Genomic DNA, 16,399 nt, shown 5'->3' with positions numbered 1-16,399 from the left:
TGACAGTTGACAGTTGACAGTTCTGGCAGCGTGAAATCTGTCAACTGTCACTTGTCAACTGTCAACTAATTAATTTGTTTTATATTTAAAAGAAACCTGAGCTAACTCCTGGTTTGCTTTTACGATCTTTTTCTTCAGGTTTTCTTTGTAATTCGTCAGTTTGCCCTGAAGTTGTTCGTCTCCTACAGCCAGCATCTGAACGGCCAGGATACCTGCGTTCAATGCGCCGTTGATACCTACTGTGGCAACAGGAATACCCGGAGGCATCTGTACGATAGCCAATAGGGCGTCCATACCGTCGAGTGTCGAGTTGATGGGGACACCGATTACCGGCAGGGTAGTCATCGATGCGATCACTCCACACAGGTGCGCAGCCATTCCGGCAGCGGCGATAATAACTTTGATACCACGGTCTTTAGCGCCTTTGGCAAAGGCTTCTACTTCAGCCGGAGTACGGTGGGCAGACAAAGCATGCATTTCGAACGGGATTTCCATCTCGTCCAGCAATTTGGCTGCTTTTTCCATTACGGGCAGGTCGGAAGTACTACCCATGATAATACTAACTACAGGTGTCATTTATTTTGCGATCAATTGTTCGTATTCGGTAGCCGACAATAGGTCGTCCAGCTCGGAAGGATCTGCCAGGGAGATCTTGATCAACCAACCGTTTCCATAAACATCTTCGTTTACCAATTCGGGCTTGTCTTCAAGTTCAGAGTTAGCCTCGATTACTTCTCCGCTAACAGGCATGAACAGGTCGGAAACAGTCTTTACGGCTTCGATTGTACCGAAAACTTCTTCTTTGTCAAGCTTTTCGCCTTCTGTAGTGATGTCTACAAAAACGATTTCGCCCAATTCGCTCTGAGCATAGTCAGTGATACCAACATAGGCAACTGCGCCGTCTACACGAATCCATTCGTGATCTTTTGTGTACTTTAAATCAGCAGGAAAGTTCATAATTTTAGTGTTTTTATTAGATGAATAAATAGATATAACTCAATAATGAGGCTACAAAGGTACATATAAATCCGAGACAAAAGCCGGCATACACCTGCATTGGTGTGTGACGTTTTAAAAAGATACGCGATGTACCGACCAGACCGGCTGCCAGGAGCACGATAATGAAACCCCAATACGGATTTATAAGGTGGAGACGGGCAATCCCCATCATGCCTCCCAACAGTCCTCCGACTCCCAGCGTATGTGCACTGATCTTCCAGTAAAAGTTGATAAACAGGGACATCAGCAAGGCTACGCAGGCTCCCATCAATAGGGACAGAAACCAGAAGGGTATCATCATCTTATACATGTAGAAGATACAGACCATCATAGAGGTTATGATGATCAGGTAAGGAACGACTCTTTCCTTGCGGTTTGTCAGTTCCAGGTCGCCGGCTGCTCCGTTCTTCACCATCAGAAAAATGAAAAGTCCCGGTACTACAGCCGTAGACAGGAACGCACCGCCAACCAGAAACAGCTTCATGGTGGGGGGATAGATGGCAAGATATGTAAATGTCAGTGCCAGTATTACTCCATACGTTACCATCAGCAACGGGTGGAACATACCGGATATTATATTTGAAAACAGTCTCATACGCTTCAAATTTATATTTCTTTTCTGAGCCTTGCAACCGGAATATCTAACTGTTCACGGTATTTAGCCACTGTTCGGCGGGCGATAACATATCCTTTCTCCTTCAGAATGGTGGTGAGTTCCTCGTCGGTAAGGGGTTTACGTTTATCCTCGCTGTCAATATGTTCTTTCATAATCTTCTTCACTTCGCGGGTAGAAATCTCTTCACCGCTGTCGGTCTGCATCGACTCGGAAAAGAAGAACTTCAGAGGGTAGATACCGAAGTTGGTTTGTACATACTTACTGTTACTAACCCTCGAAATGGTCGATATATCGTATCCTGCACGTTCGGCCACATCTTTCAGTATCATTGGGCGCAGGGTGGCATCGTCTCCGGTCAGGAAAAAGTCCCGTTGCAGAAGGATGATGGCTTCCATCGTGCGTTGTAATGTCTCCTGGCGTTGCCTGATCGCGTCGATAAACCACTGGGCCGAGTCGAGTTTCTGCTTTACAAACTGTACGGCTTCGCGCATCTTGGATGTCTGGTTTGCCTTGTTGCCGGCATAGTCCTGAAACATTTCCGCATAATCACGGCTGATCCGCAGGTCGGGAATATCCCGGTTGTTCATGCTTAAGATCAGTTCTCCGTTGATAGCTTCCACCAGGAAATCTGGGATCACCTGGCTCATGGCTACTTCCATAGAACCGCCCCAACTGCTACAAGGTTTAGGATCGAGGGCAATTATTTCGTGGATGGCTTTCTTCAGCGTTTCTTCGCTGATGTTCAGCCCCCGCATGATCTTGTCGTAGTGTTTGCGGGTGAATTCTTCGAAATATTCCGTAAGGATACGGACGGCCATTTCTACTCCGGCAGTCGGTTCTTTTCGATTGAGCTGCAATAACAGGCATTCCTGCAAGTTGCGTGCTCCGACTCCGGCTGGGTCGAAGTCTTGTATGATGGCAAGTACTTCTTCTATTTCTTTTTCGTCTACATCTTGTCCGGCCTGGAATACCAGGTCGTCGGCTATGGCGGAAAGTTCGCGGCGAAGATAGCCGTCGTCGTCTATGTTACCTATTATATATTCGGCTATCTTTACCTGTTTCTCGGGCAGGTCGCGTAATCCGAGTTGTTGTAACAGGTATTCGTTCAGCGATTGGCTTACGGAGAAAGGAATATCTTCTTTGCGTTCTGTCTTTTCGCTTATTTCACGTAGTTTGTAATCTGGAATGTCGTCTTCGGTCATATAATCGCCGAGCGAGATGTCTGCCTCTGTCTCGTTTGTAGATATATCATCACCACCTTCATCGTCAGTCCGTTCAAAGTCGTCTGCAATATCTTTTCCTTCTTCCAGGGCAGGGTTGTCTTCCAACTCATGCTTGATACGTTCTTCCAGCTCGATAGCGGGAAGCTCGAGAAGCCGGATTAGCTGTATCTGCTGCGGAGAGAGCTTTTGCTGTAACTTTTGTTGTAACTGTTGCTTCAACATATTTAAAATCGTCTACTTTAGAACATGCAAATATAACTTTTTACGCCGAACAGACTTATGATTAAAAACATAATTGTTCTAAAGAAACTGTTTGACTGACGGTTATCTTTCGATTTTAACATACATCTCCTGTAATTAATTTCTTGAAATGCCTTAAAAATCAAAACTATTCCATATTTTTGCGTTTATAAAGTTACCCTATATGACATCAACGCTAACTAAGAGTAAATATAGTCAGCTATCCAGAGAAGAGTTAATACGATTATTGGAAATACGGGACAAGGAACAGATACATAACGTAAATAGTTCTTCTTCCGGTATTCCCAATATAAAGCGTATTATATCGGAGGTGCTTGTCTTGCTGTTCAACGAAGAGGAACAGCCGATAGAGAAATCAATGCGGTTGCTTCTCGACTTTTTCAATGCTGACTGGGGCTATGTGGCTATTTTTGAAGATAATGGTCGGATGGCGAGTTTCCCGTGCGAAGTGATGAGCAAATGGGTCGAAGTGCCGAAAGAAGATCATTCCGAACTTACCTATGAAACGATCCCATGGATTATGGACACGATAAAGTCCGGACATGATATTGTGATGTGCAGTATGAACGAGTTGCCGCCGGAAGCCAATGTCGATAAGAAATTGTTTGAGTTGCAACGTCTCAAATCCATGCTTATTCTCCCACTCTCATTTCATAATCAGGTACAAGGCTTTATCGGTTTCGACTCTGTCCGGGTTCAACGCTCCTGGACGTTGGAAGATGTCGAAGATTTACATATTATTGCCCGGATCTTCTCTATTATAATCGAACGCCTGCAAACGCAAAGCAGTTTGGAAGAATCGAGAAAGCATCTATCGGAACTCAGCACCAAATTCAAGCAATTCTTTAACAATTTGCCTGTCGGGGTGGAGTTATACGACTCTGAAGGGTATCTGATCGACCTAAATGAAGCGGATGCCCGTATATTCGGTTCTACCCGCAAAGACCTTTTGGGGATTAATTTGTTTGAAAATCCGGCTGTTCCTGCCCCGATCCTTGACGGTATAAAGCACGGACAACCGTTTAGTTTTCCTCTGGTTTATGATTTCAGCGCTATACAGAGTACCAGTTATTATTCTTCTGCGTTTGTCGATCATATAAAGTATTTGCAAATAAAAGGTATCGGCCTGGATGATCCGGAATTTGGAAGGGTAGGATATCTAATGATTATTTCAGATAATACGGATGCCCAGATAAAATCTGAGCAGACAAAGAATAACCTGGCAATCCTGAAGGCAGTTCTGTTATCCGGCCGTTCCATTGTAGGTGAATATAATGTAGAGGAGGATGAGCTATATATCAACCCTGTACTGAACGATTTCCCGAGCACCAACCCGTTATTTGAGTATATGAAGACATACAATTATATGTCTATTCAGGATTTACGTAATCTTGGCAAATTCGCGGAAGAAGAGGCGAATGATATGTCTCCTTTCTTACAGGTTGTTCGCGGAGAAGTCGACAATTGCAGTTTTGTCTGTAAACTGGCAGTAGGAACTGAGCCGGTTTGGGTCCGGATCAATGCGCAAGCTCATGAAATAAACAAAGACGGTCATCCAAGTAAGGTTATTTGTTATATAAGAGATATAACGCAAGAAAAGCTACTGGAAGAAAAACTGCAGCAAGCCCGCGATGAGTCGCGCAGGAATGAGCTGGAAATGCAGAAAGCCCGTGAGGCCGATAAGCTGAAGTCGACCTTCCTGGCCAATATGAGCCATGAGATCCGTACTCCTTTGAATGCCATTGTCGGTTTTTCTGGAATTATTGCAGAAATGGACGCCAGGGAAGATAAAGATGAATATGTAAAGATCATCAATAAGAACTGCGACCTGCTTCTTCGCCTGATAACGGATATTCTTGATTTTTCGAAGATTGAATCCGGAGTGATGGAGTATTCGCTGAGTGAAGTCAATATAAAAGAGATATGCAGTGAGGAGTTTCAGGTACACCGCCTGAAAGTTCAGGAAGGGGTTACTATGTTGTGTGATTTGGCCGCTTTGCCTGATATAACCCTTTATACGGACGCTAAACGTGTTACCCAGGTTATTTCAAATTTGTTGTCGAATGCAATAAAGTTCACCGAGCAGGGTACGATAACTCTTTCTTACACATTGAAGGATGATCATGTTCTTTTTGAGGTATGCGATACCGGGATAGGCATTTCGACTAAATATCTTGAATCTGTTTTTGAGCGGTTTACTAAGGTCGACTCTTTTAAACAAGGGACAGGCTTGGGGTTATCTATCTGTAAAACCATCGTTAAAGCACTGAACGGAGATATCGGCGTAAGTTCCACCCCCGGTAAAGGCTCCCGTTTCTGGTTCACTTTGCCTTGTTGATGAGGGCCTCTCTGGTTTGCAGTAATACAGAGATACAGATAAGCCCCAATCCGGTATAGAAAGCGAGATTTAATTCTTTGGCTTCACCGAAAAACAACATGGCAAGGATGATACTGTAAACCGGTTCCAGATTATAACTCAGGTTGACGGTAAAAGCCGATATTGTCTTCAATACCTGTATCTGTAACAGGTATAGTCCGATTGTGCAGACCAAGGCCAGTAGAAGCAGATAAAGAAAATCATTTATATCCGGAAGTATTGTTGCGACAGGGAAAAAGTACAGGTATACAGGTAATAGACAACTCAATCCCAGAAAACCGCCGGCCATTTCATACAATAACATGATGCGGGAGGGATGATGTGCACCTACTTTTTTATTGGTTATGGTGAATAGGGCAGCTAAAGCTGAAGAGATAATACCTATTATGATACCGGAACGATACCGCATGTCAAATCGGAAAATGAGCAGGATCCCTGCTACGGTAATCAGGCTGAATAACAATTCTTTGACCTTAAACCTGCGACGAATAAGCAAAGGTTCCAGCAGAGCAGTAAAGAATCCGACCAGCGAAAAGCAAACGACCCCAACGGAAACATTCGACATTTTGATACTTCCATAGAAGAATACCCAATGTAAGCCCAGTATAAAACCTGTTCCGGCAATTTTCAATTGCTCTTTCAGGGGAATAGATTGTAGCTTGTTGCTGATTTTCAGAATGGTGAACAGTAAAACAGCGGCAAACATCATACGATACCAGACCAACAATCCTTCATTCAGGGTGATCAGTTTCCCAAACAGTCCGGTGAAGCCTGCCAGCAAAATAGATATATGAAGTTTGATAAATGCATTTTTCATCCTTCGCCCAAAATTTAAAGACTCCGGCAAATATACGACAAATTGTACGACAAACAACATGATCTCTCTTTCTGTCTAATGCACACATAATCAAAACTTTTTAATATATTTGTGGAAGGTGTAGGGTTGTTTAGGCAAAGAAACTGCAGGTGTTAAGGACCAATTTTGAAAGAAAGATTTTAGTATGAAGAATGATGTGTTGTATGAAAACCTGGTGATGGCGATCAAAGAGAAGTTCCCCGAGCGTGGAAAGCTGACAAGTATGTTGGCCGATCTGTTGATGATAGAAAAAGAGGCCGTCTACCGGCGGTTGAGGGGAGATGTTCCGTTCACAATCTTTGAAATTGCAGCTATAGCCAGCAAGCTGGATATCTCTCTCGACCATATTGTCGGTTGTTCCCTGAAAAAGAGCCGGCCTTTCCAGATGAAAATGGTGAATTTCCTTCATCCCCGGGAGGAAGATTATGGGATGCTGGAGCATTTCCTCGATTCTTTGAGGCATCTTAGGTACGATCCGAATTCGGAAGTAGGGGATGCGCTGAATATTCTTCCCCAGTCGATTGTATTAGATTACAGGAATATTTATCGCTTCTATCTTTTCAAATGGATGTATCAGTGCGGAGAAACCATTCCTACCAAATATTGTGATGTGAATCCTCCGGACAGGCTCCAATTGATAAATCACGAGATCGTGATGGAAGTAAGGCAAGCTGCCAATGCTTATCATATAATCGATAATATGACATTTTTGTATCTGGTGAACGATATTAAATATTTTGCCAGTATCTATCTTATTACCCGTGAAGAGATAGAATTGCTGAAAAGAGAATTGCATAAATTCCTCGATGACATGGAGACTCTTGCTGCCCGTGGTTGTTGGGAGGAAGGTAAGAATGTTCATTTTTTTGTCAGCAGTATCAATTTTGAAACCAGTTACAGTTATGTGGAAACCCGCAATTGCCATGTAACCATGCTTAAGTCGTTTACCTTAAACGATGCCACTTCGTGTGATGATGAAATATTTCTGCGGATGAAAAAATGGTTACATTCACTTATCCGGACGTCTACCCTGATCTCGAAAAGTGGAGAGAAAGACCGCATCATGTTCTTTGAACAGCAGCGAAAAATCGTAGACCGGCTGTAAGGTGTTCCGGTAGGGAAAATATCCGGAAAACGGCTCTCTGATATGTTAATTTTAGCAGTTTTTGATTATAGTGTATATAGTTTTGTGATCGATAACATTTTTTGGAGAAGAAAGCGCCCGGGCTTAACATATATTGTCTGTAAAAGACTTGACAAAAGCTTGCAGCGACAGTATCTTTGTACTGTGGTTTTTTCATAATAGTATTAGATTTAAGGTTAACAAAGTTGGTTAGGGCTTGTCGTGAGACAGGCTTTAATTGTTTATAGCCCCTTCCTTATGCAGCCGTCTTTCCGAACAAATCCTTTTCATCCCTGATCAGCCGGTCGAAAAAGCGCTTTAAAAGAATCGCCATTGCCTGTTGTTTGATCAATATCTGCCGCACATCTTCGCCGACAATCATATTTCCGGCAGGCCGATATCCGGCAGCTTGCCGCACGGCTTCCCATTTTTCTTCCGCCGTGTTGCGGATAATGCCGCGCCCCTGCAAAGAACGGTAGACGCGTGCCGGATAAAGGCGGTCGAGCGGATAACCGGCACGGTATTGCGCGAACACACGGAGCAGATACGTCCGTTCGTGTTCTTCCTTATAGTCTTCGGAGACCGGCGGCAGAGCCGCCTGCGCCAGCCGCTCACGCTGCACAACAGCCCGGTAACGCAGTTCGCTCGTCTGGTACGACTTCAGCCAGCGGGTGAAAGTGCGCAGGTTCAATCCCATAAAGTCGCCATATTCGCCTTTGGCACCCAGTTCGAAACAGAGGGCGACTTCCTGCAAGGTCAGGCCGGGATACGATTCTTGTAGGTCGGCAGACAGTTTGGCAATCAATATGCCCAGGTCATTGTCTTTGGGAGGCGCGAAGCTCAGCAGGACATAGGTTTGCAATAAAATCTGATTTACCGCCGAAAGAATTTCTCCCGGCTGGTAAGCCATCAGGCGGCGGTCGGCAATGGCGTGCTGCAATCTGATTTCCAAACTCATACGACTTGCGAATTATAGATTTTAAGGGCTATTTCCGTTGCCCGTTTACCTGTTTCCATCAATTCCTCCACACGCGATTTACGTTCGGGCTTCCCGCGAAGCTGGAAAGTATTCGCGCCGCCGCCGGAATGATTCTTCGCCCCGTGATAAAGCCACCAGAAATGGAAACGGCGGGCATAATCTTTTTTCGAGTTGATGGATTCTTTTTCGTCATTCGAAACGATGAAATCCTGAAATTCCTGCATTTTAGGGGGAAGCATGGCGTAGAAATCTGCTCCGATTCCGGATTGCCTGACAGCGGAAGCACACCATTCTTCGTCTTCCAGCAGTTCCTTTTGCCAGGTAGCGCATTTTTCGTTGAAACTTTTTTCCGGAATTTCAACCGACTCCTCGCGCACACACTCTCTCTCAGTATTTACTTTAATATTATCTAATATAATATGTGCACTTTCTGTCGTGTTTTCGGTAGTTTCTGCAACAATAACCGGGGTTTCTGTTACATTAATGCAGTCCAGCTCTTCGCGAACGGGATTTTTGCATCGCTTTTGTGCCTGAATGTACCGAACCTGAATACTTTTAGATGTTATTACCTTATAGAGTTCGTATTTTTGCCTATTAAACAAATCGGCCTGCAAACAGAATTCGATTACCTCCTGAACCCTTTCTTCCGTTTCACCGATACGATCAGAAAGGTCATACACATAATCGTCCGAGAGTTGAAGAAAGTAACCTTCTTTCTTATAAACATCACATAGAATAGTGAAGTAAACTAGAAAACCGGACGCCTTATACCGGCTTTTCAATTTGCGCACTTGTATATTCTCAAATATATCGGTATCGACCGGAAAATAATCCAGCCCTTTTTTTATAGGTCTTGCCATGATTGTAATAAATTTATCAAAGAATAATTAGATTATATGTCAATGGAGATAGCAACAGATTCAGAATTTATCAGAAATGAGACGTTTCTGAAGTTGACAGTTGACAAGTGACAGTTGACAGTTATTATCAGATGTGAGCTATCTTTCATTACAAGGCAACGCCTTGTGCCGCAGGCTCTCTTTTGCCGTCGGTTTTTAACCGACGGATATAAAAGATAGGAGGCAAAGCCTCTTCCTCTGTGGGCTTCAGCCCCTTTAAAACAGGGACTACCATTATATGTCTAAAGGGGTTAAAACCCACAGAGGAATCCGGCAAAGCCGGGGTATTAATCTATCCGTCAGCTGAAGCAAACGGCAAAATAGAGCCTACGGCATGAGGCTTTGCCTCATAAAAAAGACTCAAATTTTTCTAGTTCTGAACGCGAAGCCCAACTGTCAACTGTCACTTGTCAACTGTCAACTGAAAAAGCACCGCTCGAATAACGAGTCGCACCGTTTTAAACGTCAGCAATTCCGCCGGCAATACACGTATCACGCACCAGCCGCAGACTGCCGCTTCATTATATTTCTCCATGTCGCGCAGGTAACCTTCGGGACGGATATGGCGGCCGCCGTTGAAGGCACCGCCCTCCACCTCGATAGCCACACGACGGGAAGGGATGGCGAAGTCGAACCGCCAGTCCCGCGAAGGATAGAAACGGTATTCCGCCACCACTTCTTCGCCCGTGTGCTTACGGATTAGCGCACTAAGCGGCGAATAGGTCTGCTCCGTCATAGAGAAAGTTTTCGGCCTCTTTCGAGGTGTTGCACTGTTCGACCAGGCAAGTGTTGTGCCGGTTGTCGAATGCCATCCATTTTTTCAGGAACGGGTCGTAGAAATATCCGTATTCCTCGCCGCACGAATAATTGTAATTGCGCGAACCTTTTTCGCCTGTAATCAGTCGCATCAGGCAAGCTGCCGCCTGGTCTCCCAAGAGGCAGCCAATGGTGAGTGTGCATCTTTTCATCAGGCGGCAGAATGAAGGATGGATAAATCGTTTTCGTCCAGACGGATAAACGTGTCGTGTTCCAGGCGTTTACCGTTTTCGATATACGCCAGCGCTTCACGTTCGCAGGCAGAGAGGTCTTCGAGCAGTAAGTCGATCGAAGGGTATTCGTCGCGGCCGATATAAAAGCGGCTGACGATATTGCCGCAACACTCATGCAGCTGGTTTTCCTTACGTGCATAGATGGTCAGCAATTGTGCGTTGCCGCAGTTCTGACGTTGCAGGCCGGTGATAAGCAGGTTGTCACTATTTGTCGTCATTGCCATGAAATTGACCATATGATACACCAGTCGTTGCAAGGCTTCCGTCAAGTCGCTGTGTACAGGCGCTGTGTTTTCGTAGGTGATCACGCGGTTGTCTCCCGTACTTTCCGTAAAGGCTTCATAGCGGGCTTTGAAATTCCCGTCCTTGACGGAAACCAGAGAAAAGGTTACTGAATTATTGTTCATATTTTTGTGGTAATTCTATTTTTTTGCAGAAATGAAACATTATGACCGTCCTCGTAGGGGCAGGTTCCAAACCTGCCCGTTGTGACAAAGATCACATCTTGTTGATATTGGGCGGGTTTGGAACCCGCCCCTACGAAGCCGCCTGGATCCCTTTCGGTACCGGGCGATATTCTACGTAAACACTGTCGATAAGGATATTTTTGCGGGCTTGCTTGCGGGCATACGACAACATCGGGCGGAAGATACGCTGCAAATCGCTGTCGGGCAGGTTTCGACCAATCTCCTGCCACCACAGGCGCAACAGGTCGATATAACCTTCGGGTTCGGTTACAATAGGCTCTAGCTCGGTGGCTATAGCGTTCATTTTCAGGATAGCACATCCGGCTTGCAGACGACTCCCGGCACGGCTGAGGGCAACTGCCTTCTGTGCCTCATCCAGGTCGTCGCGTCCGGCAACGCGCTTTTCGGTGCGCTGGAAATTAGCTACCAAGCGCTGTTCCTCCTTTTCGGCTTCGCGTATCTGAGCCAGCTTCCACGCGTTGAGACGGCCGGCCAGTTCATTTGCCGGGCTGTCCTTTTTCGTGGGGTCGATCTCATTTTCAAGGGAAACGAATAGCTTTTGCACGTCCGTCAGTTGTTGGGTAAACGGTTTGCGGGCCGTGTTCATGCCCGACAGCGTGCTGCGGCACTGCGAGAGATAGCTTTCGGTTTCGGTAGCCAAGGTTTCGTTCATACCGCCTTCATGGTCGATACGGCTGATCAATTGAAGACCGTCCGTCTTACATGCCAGGCTTCGGTTGGCATTTTCACTGAGTATGCCTACTCCATTTTGAACAGCGACAATCAGATTGTCCTGTTTCTTAGTCAAGATTTTATGCTTCTTCACTACTTTAAGGTTTTAAAAATTAGTAAATAATTATATAGTTACAGTTATTGTCATTTTTCATCTGTATTCCGAAATCGTCTTCCTGATACGAAAAAACGAGGTACCGGGAGAAAGTAAAATTCCTTTCGGGAGAAAATAAAATTTCATTCGGAAGAAATTGAAAATACATTCGGATATACTATAAAGAGCAAGATTTGTTATTGTAAAAAAACAATAGTATCTCTACCTCGGGGAAGAAAGTCCGTTGGGTTATCATACATAGTTGGGTTTACAAATGTAGGTATTATTCCCTGACAAACAAAGGTTTCTGCCGGAAAAATCAAATAAATTTTTTCGCCCTGCAGTCGCGTACATTATATGTAAATCAGGTTTTCCGACAAATGAACCTGTAATGGCTAAGTAACATTGATGAGGGGGTGGCTTATGTTGGATAAAAAGAAAGGGGATTATTTTAATTGACAATTGGGCTTCACGTTCGGAGATAGAAAAAACTGAGTCTTTTATGAGGCTCCGCCTCATGCCGCAGGCTCTCTTTTGCCGTCGGTTTTTAACCGACGGATAGATTAAATGCTCCGGCTTTGCCGGATTCCTCTGTGGGTTTTAACCCCATTGATATATACTGCTTGTCTCTGTTTTAAAGGGGCTTAAGCCCACAAGGGAAGAGGCTTTGCCTCCTGATTATTAGTCCGTCAGCTGAAGCAGACGGCAAAATATAGCCTGCGGCACAAGGCTATGCCTTGTAAAGAGAGATAGTTCATATCTGATAATAACTGAAACAAACAATAAATCCAAAACAGCTTCTAAGCAAACTTCAGATTTTAATTCATTACTATACAGCTATTTACATACAGGGAAGCAAACAACGGAAGGAGTCATTAACTATTTGCATACCAGAGTCTTATTTATAAATGAAGGAAGTGTTAAAAAACGATGGAAAATAGGTGTTTTTTGAAATATATTACTCTGTTATACAGGTGGATAAGATGTTAAATAGGAATGACTAATTTAATCGATCCTTTTTTCTCGTCACAAAGGTACAACTGTTTTTTGAACCTACAATTCTTTTCAAATTTATTTTTACAAATATATAGCCTTTCTTATCAACTACATAACAAAGTTTGTATGAAATTCTCTCTTTCCGGTATGAAATCAAAATCCATTCTAAAAATGACGAGAAAAAAGGATCGATTAATCTCGTCATTTTGCTAAACACCTTTTAACAAATACATAGTTAGGGAAAGAAAGGGGAAAGGTGTAGAGCAGGATTCACAAGGTTTGCGACGCTATTTTAACACTATTATTAATATTAAATTTTAAATTATGAACAAAAAGTTTTCTACGCTGATGACAGCGGGTCTGCTAATGGTAGGTGCGTTGTTTACTACTGCGAATGCGCAAACGAACAAGGCTCCAGAAGGAACTAAGTTTGATGGCACTCAATTTTTTTACCTGAAGGATGCTTCTGATAATATTGTTTCTGCTGGCGAATTGGCAGAAGTAGCAGGGCCTCCTAAATTTTCAAAATTGACAATTTTGAATACGGCTGTTAGTGATCAAAACGACAACTCTTTATGGAAAATCACTGCAATAGAACGTAATGGAGGTTGGGATTTTGTTTTAACGAACAAAGGAACAGGCGGTGTATTGACATTTACAAATGCAGGAGAAATACCCTCTGTCAACGATGCTAACAACACCATTACAAAGCTGACATGGTTGACTACTGCAGAGTACACAAAAGACGGAGGTTTGCAAGCTGCCGGCTTGAGTGGTAAACCAGTGGTTGCTTTTACCGACAAAGAGATTAAGTTGAATACGACTTGGGAAATGGGTACTGGTGGTACAGCTCTAATCGCTTACACAGTTGATGATGCAGATATGCCAATTGCTGACCTGAATTCGAAGATGGGCAACGGCTTCATCCTGAATGCAAAGGATGGCTCAACTGTTATTACTTCGGCTGAAAATGGTCTGTTTAACAAACAGTTGACTGCGATTACTATTACATTGGCAAATAGTGCTGCTGATATTGATAAGAGTGCAGGTTCTGATGCTGAAAAAGCATTGATCGAATCTGTAAAGAAGATGCTAGGAAATACGACTAGCACTACAACTGGAAAAATCGACCAAAGTTCTACTGACTCAAAAATATTCTTCGTTGTAAGCAATAAAGGAGGTAAAGAGCTGTTGGCTGCATCAACAAAAGGTGTTATCTCAATCGAAGATTATGAAGATGTTGAAGAAGTTATGCCTCTTTTCAATGCTGCAACATTGGTTGCTGTTGACAAAGTAAAATCAGTTTCTGCAGCCAGCTCAGTAGCAGGTTATGGTTATGCATTCTCTAACTTTACCGGTGCAGCTCTGTTAGGTGCTAACGACACAAACAAAGATGTTCCTGTGAATAACGCATGGATGACTGTTAAGTACAATTTGAATGACGGAGAAGCTGCAACTAATGACAATATGATCATTACTGTTGCTGCTAAGTTCCCGGATTCAGACGGTAAAATGACAGTAGATGCAACTGTACGTCCTCAGATTTCTACAACAGGTGATGTAAATACATTGATGGCAATTCCTTCAAACACTCTTGTTGAAAAATGGGCACAGATCGGCTTTGGTGCTTCTTCTGCTGTAACTATTGATGCATTCAAGGGAAAAGCATTTAGTGTAACTGTTGTTGATAAGAAAGAAATAAATGGTGCTATTCTTACCGGATATACTATTCATCCGGAAGCAAGTTCTTGGGAAAAATCTTCTGAATTCTTAGCTAACAGACCGGAAGGACAGTGGGTTGTTCTTTACGACAAAGACGCAGCATCTAACAAGTTCACTATGAAGAATAGAGAAACTGGTGATAATGTTAATCTTGGTGATGTTATCTATCTGGTTGAAAACACAACCGATCAGTTCTATTTTGTTAGTCAAGTAACTGTGGGCACTCAAGCTGTCGACACTCTGAAACTGACAGAACAGTCTCTTACACCTGCTCGTTTGGGCGGTTATGCCAATGGTGGTAAGTTCGACAAAGTTGCTTTGTTGAGCACAGCTTACAAACTGGGTATCAGAAACAATCCTTCTGACGAACCTGTATTCATCCAGAACTCAGGTGTTCACAACAACACATTGAGCATTAACGTAAAGACTGACGAAGGTTTGTCATTCTATCTGATTCCTTCTATCGATACATTAGCTTACGGTATCAACAAGGAAACAACTAAATATTATGAAGCAATTGTAAACAAAAACGACTCATTACGCAGAATTCCTTACGCACTGCAGGAAAGAGTTACAAAACGTTTCGTGACATTAGATGCTGATGGTAAATATATCCTGAATCCAACGATTACAAATGCAGAAGAAGCTGCACAGTTCTTCCTGAAAGAAAAAGAAGACGGACAATATGTAATGGTTACAAAAACTGATGACAAAAAAGTATATGTAAACGTTGGTACTGGTTACCTGCACAATGAAGATGATCTGTACAAGAAAGACATCGCCGACGAATTCGGTTTGTATGAATCTACATCTCCTAAGTATGCAGACATCCTGAAAGACCTGAAGGCTGAAAGCGACACAACATTGGCTAACATCAACCTGTATTCTGTTCAGAACCTGGTAGGTAATTCTGCTTATATGTTGGCTAGCGGCGAAAACGACTTCCTGGTAGAAGGCGTTCCGTCAACAGCATTAAAATCTATGGGTGGCTTGGCTTACGATTCAGTAGCATTCAGTATCGCTGTAGACACTGCTTATGTGAACAGAGCCGGCAACACAATGCCTTTGTATTACCTGGCACAAAAAGGTGCAAAACGTGGTGAGAAAGTAGGTCCGTTACATTCTGGTGAAAAGGATCAATATGGTCATCCGGTTGAATGTACACACTATGCAATGAACGATACAGTAGTTGGTAAATATCTGTTCGCTATGTACGACTCTATCGTATATGCAAAAGATAAAGACATCAAGAAAGAAGATTATTGCTACCACTACACAAATACTGAACATTTTGCAAGACTTCGTTTCGTAGATGCCAAGCATATTGCTGATACAATGATCGTAGCTTCTGTTAAACCGAGTGCAAAAGACACTTTGAAAGCCGGTGCCGTATCAACTGACATCATCGCTTCAAGACAGGCTGAATGGCTGAAAGGATTTGAAGTTTCTGAAGAATTCGGTAAAGCAGTCAAGGAACATCTGGATGTAACTCCGACAGACGATAACTTCGGTTTGTTCGCATTCGAAATCAACCCGGAAAATGAAAAAGAATATGCTATCTACAACCCGGCAACAGGTTATTATGTAGCTTATCTGAACGGTAACGTAGTTTTGGCTCGCCAGGCATCTTATTACACCATGGTTAATGGTGCAACAGAAGGTATGGACGTTGTTGCCAACGAAGATCTCAATGCTTCTGCAATCAGTGTAATTGCCGGCAACGGTGATGTAACGATCAAGGGTGCTGAAGGCAAGAAAGTTGTTATCACTAACGTTCTTGGCCAGACAGTTGCTAACACAGTTCTTTCTTCTGACAACGCTACAATCGCTGCTCCTCAAGGTGTAGTTGTAGTAGCTGTTGAAGGTGAAGCTGCTGTAAAGGCAATCGTAAAATAATAGAAACTATTTATAATCAATAAATTTAAATTTGACTGCGCGGTGATATCGGACAAAAATCAACCAATTACCCCGCGAGGGCGAACAAGCGGTCGATATTAATACTAAAG

Annotated in this window: 14 protein-coding genes; 3 read left to right on the top strand and 11 right to left on the bottom strand. The window is 43.4% G+C overall.

All coding sequences use genetic code 11. The annotated features are described in order from the left end of the window. Window positions 1-69: 69 nt before the first annotated feature. Genes purE through rpoN form a run of 4 tightly spaced genes read right to left on the bottom strand, consistent with a single transcriptional unit; the run spans window position 70 to window position 3,060 of the window. The gene (gene purE, locus BQ7394_RS22035) at window positions 70-576 is read right to left on the bottom strand and encodes a 5-(carboxyamino)imidazole ribonucleotide mutase (protein WP_075559374.1); all 507 of its coding nucleotides are present in this window, start codon (window positions 574-576) and stop codon (window positions 70-72) included. Beyond that, complete coding sequence (gene gcvH, locus BQ7394_RS22030) at window positions 577-957, bottom strand: glycine cleavage system protein GcvH (protein WP_075559373.1); 381 nt, start codon at window positions 955-957, stop codon at window positions 577-579. 16 nt (window positions 958-973) lie between these two features. Next, a complete protein-coding gene (locus BQ7394_RS22025; RefSeq protein WP_075560171.1) occupies window positions 974-1,594 on the bottom strand; it encodes a phosphatase PAP2 family protein in 621 nt (206 codons plus the stop codon). 11 nt (window positions 1,595-1,605) lie between these two features. Further along, entirely contained in the window at window positions 1,606-3,060 is a 1,455-nt protein-coding gene (gene rpoN, locus BQ7394_RS22020; protein WP_075559372.1) for an RNA polymerase factor sigma-54, read from the bottom strand. 202 nt (window positions 3,061-3,262) lie between these two features. Here rpoN and BQ7394_RS22015 point away from each other — a divergent pair, with 202 nt between their 5' ends. Beyond that, window positions 3,263-5,437, top strand: a complete 2,175-nt coding sequence (locus tag BQ7394_RS22015; protein WP_075559371.1) for a sensor histidine kinase — start codon at window positions 3,263-3,265, stop codon at window positions 5,435-5,437. Here the strand turns inward: BQ7394_RS22015 and BQ7394_RS22010 are convergent. Next, window positions 5,421-6,293 carry a DMT family transporter gene (locus tag BQ7394_RS22010; protein ID WP_075560170.1) on the bottom strand — a complete coding sequence of 291 codons (873 nt, stop codon included), beginning with the start codon at window positions 6,291-6,293 and terminating at the stop codon, window positions 5,421-5,423. The two genes, BQ7394_RS22015 and BQ7394_RS22010, sit on opposite strands and share 17 nt — an antisense overlap. A 184-nt stretch (window positions 6,294-6,477) precedes the next feature. Here BQ7394_RS22010 and BQ7394_RS22005 point away from each other — a divergent pair, with 184 nt between their 5' ends. Then, window positions 6,478-7,437: a helix-turn-helix domain-containing protein gene (locus tag BQ7394_RS22005; RefSeq protein WP_075559370.1), complete on the top strand. Its 960-nt coding sequence runs from the start codon at window positions 6,478-6,480 to the stop codon at window positions 7,435-7,437. Between the two features lie 274 nt (window positions 7,438-7,711). Here the strand turns inward: BQ7394_RS22005 and BQ7394_RS21995 are convergent, their stop codons facing one another. The 6 genes from BQ7394_RS21995 to BQ7394_RS21970 all read right to left on the bottom strand — a co-directional run bounded on the left by BQ7394_RS21995 (window position 7,712) and on the right by BQ7394_RS21970 (window position 11,675). Continuing rightward, window positions 7,712-8,260 (bottom strand): hypothetical protein, encoded by a 549-nt coding sequence (locus tag BQ7394_RS21995; RefSeq protein ID WP_139317742.1) that lies wholly within the window; start codon window positions 8,258-8,260, stop codon window positions 7,712-7,714. A 149-nt stretch (window positions 8,261-8,409) separates the two neighbouring features. Beyond that, window positions 8,410-9,294: a DUF4373 domain-containing protein gene (locus BQ7394_RS26360; protein ID WP_082212086.1), complete on the bottom strand. Its 885-nt coding sequence runs from the start codon at window positions 9,292-9,294 to the stop codon at window positions 8,410-8,412. A 442-nt stretch (window positions 9,295-9,736) separates the two neighbouring features. Further along, window positions 9,737-10,069, bottom strand: coding sequence for a PDDEXK family nuclease (locus BQ7394_RS26355; protein ID WP_075559368.1), 333 nt, complete (start codon window positions 10,067-10,069; stop codon window positions 9,737-9,739). Further along, window positions 10,041-10,301, bottom strand: a complete 261-nt coding sequence (locus BQ7394_RS21980; protein WP_139317741.1) for a hypothetical protein — start codon at window positions 10,299-10,301, stop codon at window positions 10,041-10,043. The genes BQ7394_RS26355 and BQ7394_RS21980 overlap by 29 nt, the downstream gene beginning before the upstream one ends. Next, window positions 10,301-10,789, bottom strand: a complete 489-nt coding sequence (locus BQ7394_RS21975; protein ID WP_075559366.1) for a hypothetical protein — start codon at window positions 10,787-10,789, stop codon at window positions 10,301-10,303. Before BQ7394_RS21975 ends, BQ7394_RS21980 begins: the two co-directional genes overlap by 1 nt. 130 nt (window positions 10,790-10,919) lie before the next feature. Further along, a complete protein-coding gene (locus BQ7394_RS21970; protein WP_139317740.1) occupies window positions 10,920-11,675 on the bottom strand; it encodes a hypothetical protein in 756 nt (251 codons plus the stop codon). A 1,320-nt stretch (window positions 11,676-12,995) separates the two neighbouring features. On the opposite strand from BQ7394_RS21970, the gene BQ7394_RS26575 reads away from it, so the two are divergent. Next, complete coding sequence (locus tag BQ7394_RS26575) at window positions 12,996-16,289, top strand: DUF6383 domain-containing protein (RefSeq protein ID WP_139317739.1); 3,294 nt, start codon at window positions 12,996-12,998, stop codon at window positions 16,287-16,289. The last annotated feature ends 110 nt before the right edge of the window (window positions 16,290-16,399 follow it).

The organism is Parabacteroides timonensis, assembly GCF_900128505.1.
Taxonomy (GTDB): domain Bacteria; phylum Bacteroidota; class Bacteroidia; order Bacteroidales; family Tannerellaceae; genus Parabacteroides; species Parabacteroides timonensis.
Note: the sequence above shows the minus strand (reverse complement) of the source record. Positions and strands in the feature narration are given on the sequence as shown.

Bases quoted from the DNA above. Each gene is read 5' to 3' on its own strand.
- rpoN (WP_075559372.1), bottom strand. From the start codon at position 3,060: ATGTTGAAGCAACAGTTACAACAAAAGTTACAGCAAAAGCTCTCTCCG.
- BQ7394_RS22025 (WP_075560171.1), bottom strand. From the start codon at position 1,594: ATGAGACTGTTTTCAAATATAATATCCGGTATGTTCCACCCGTTGCTG.
- BQ7394_RS21980 (WP_139317741.1), bottom strand. From the start codon at position 10,301: ATGAAAAGATGCACACTCACCATTGGCTGCCTCTTGGGAGACCAGGCG.
- BQ7394_RS22015 (WP_075559371.1), top strand. From the start codon at position 3,263: ATGACATCAACGCTAACTAAGAGTAAATATAGTCAGCTATCCAGAGAA.
- BQ7394_RS26575 (WP_139317739.1), top strand. From the start codon at position 12,996: ATGAACAAAAAGTTTTCTACGCTGATGACAGCGGGTCTGCTAATGGTA.
- BQ7394_RS26355 (WP_075559368.1), bottom strand. From the start codon at position 10,069: ATGACGGAGCAGACCTATTCGCCGCTTAGTGCGCTAATCCGTAAGCAC.
- purE (WP_075559374.1), bottom strand. From the start codon at position 576: ATGACACCTGTAGTTAGTATTATCATGGGTAGTACTTCCGACCTGCCC.
- BQ7394_RS22010 (WP_075560170.1), bottom strand. From the start codon at position 6,293: ATGAAAAATGCATTTATCAAACTTCATATATCTATTTTGCTGGCAGGC.
- gcvH (WP_075559373.1), bottom strand. From the start codon at position 957: ATGAACTTTCCTGCTGATTTAAAGTACACAAAAGATCACGAATGGATT.
- BQ7394_RS26360 (WP_082212086.1), bottom strand. From the start codon at position 9,294: ATGGCAAGACCTATAAAAAAAGGGCTGGATTATTTTCCGGTCGATACC.
- BQ7394_RS22005 (WP_075559370.1), top strand. From the start codon at position 6,478: ATGAAGAATGATGTGTTGTATGAAAACCTGGTGATGGCGATCAAAGAG.
- BQ7394_RS21975 (WP_075559366.1), bottom strand. From the start codon at position 10,789: ATGAACAATAATTCAGTAACCTTTTCTCTGGTTTCCGTCAAGGACGGG.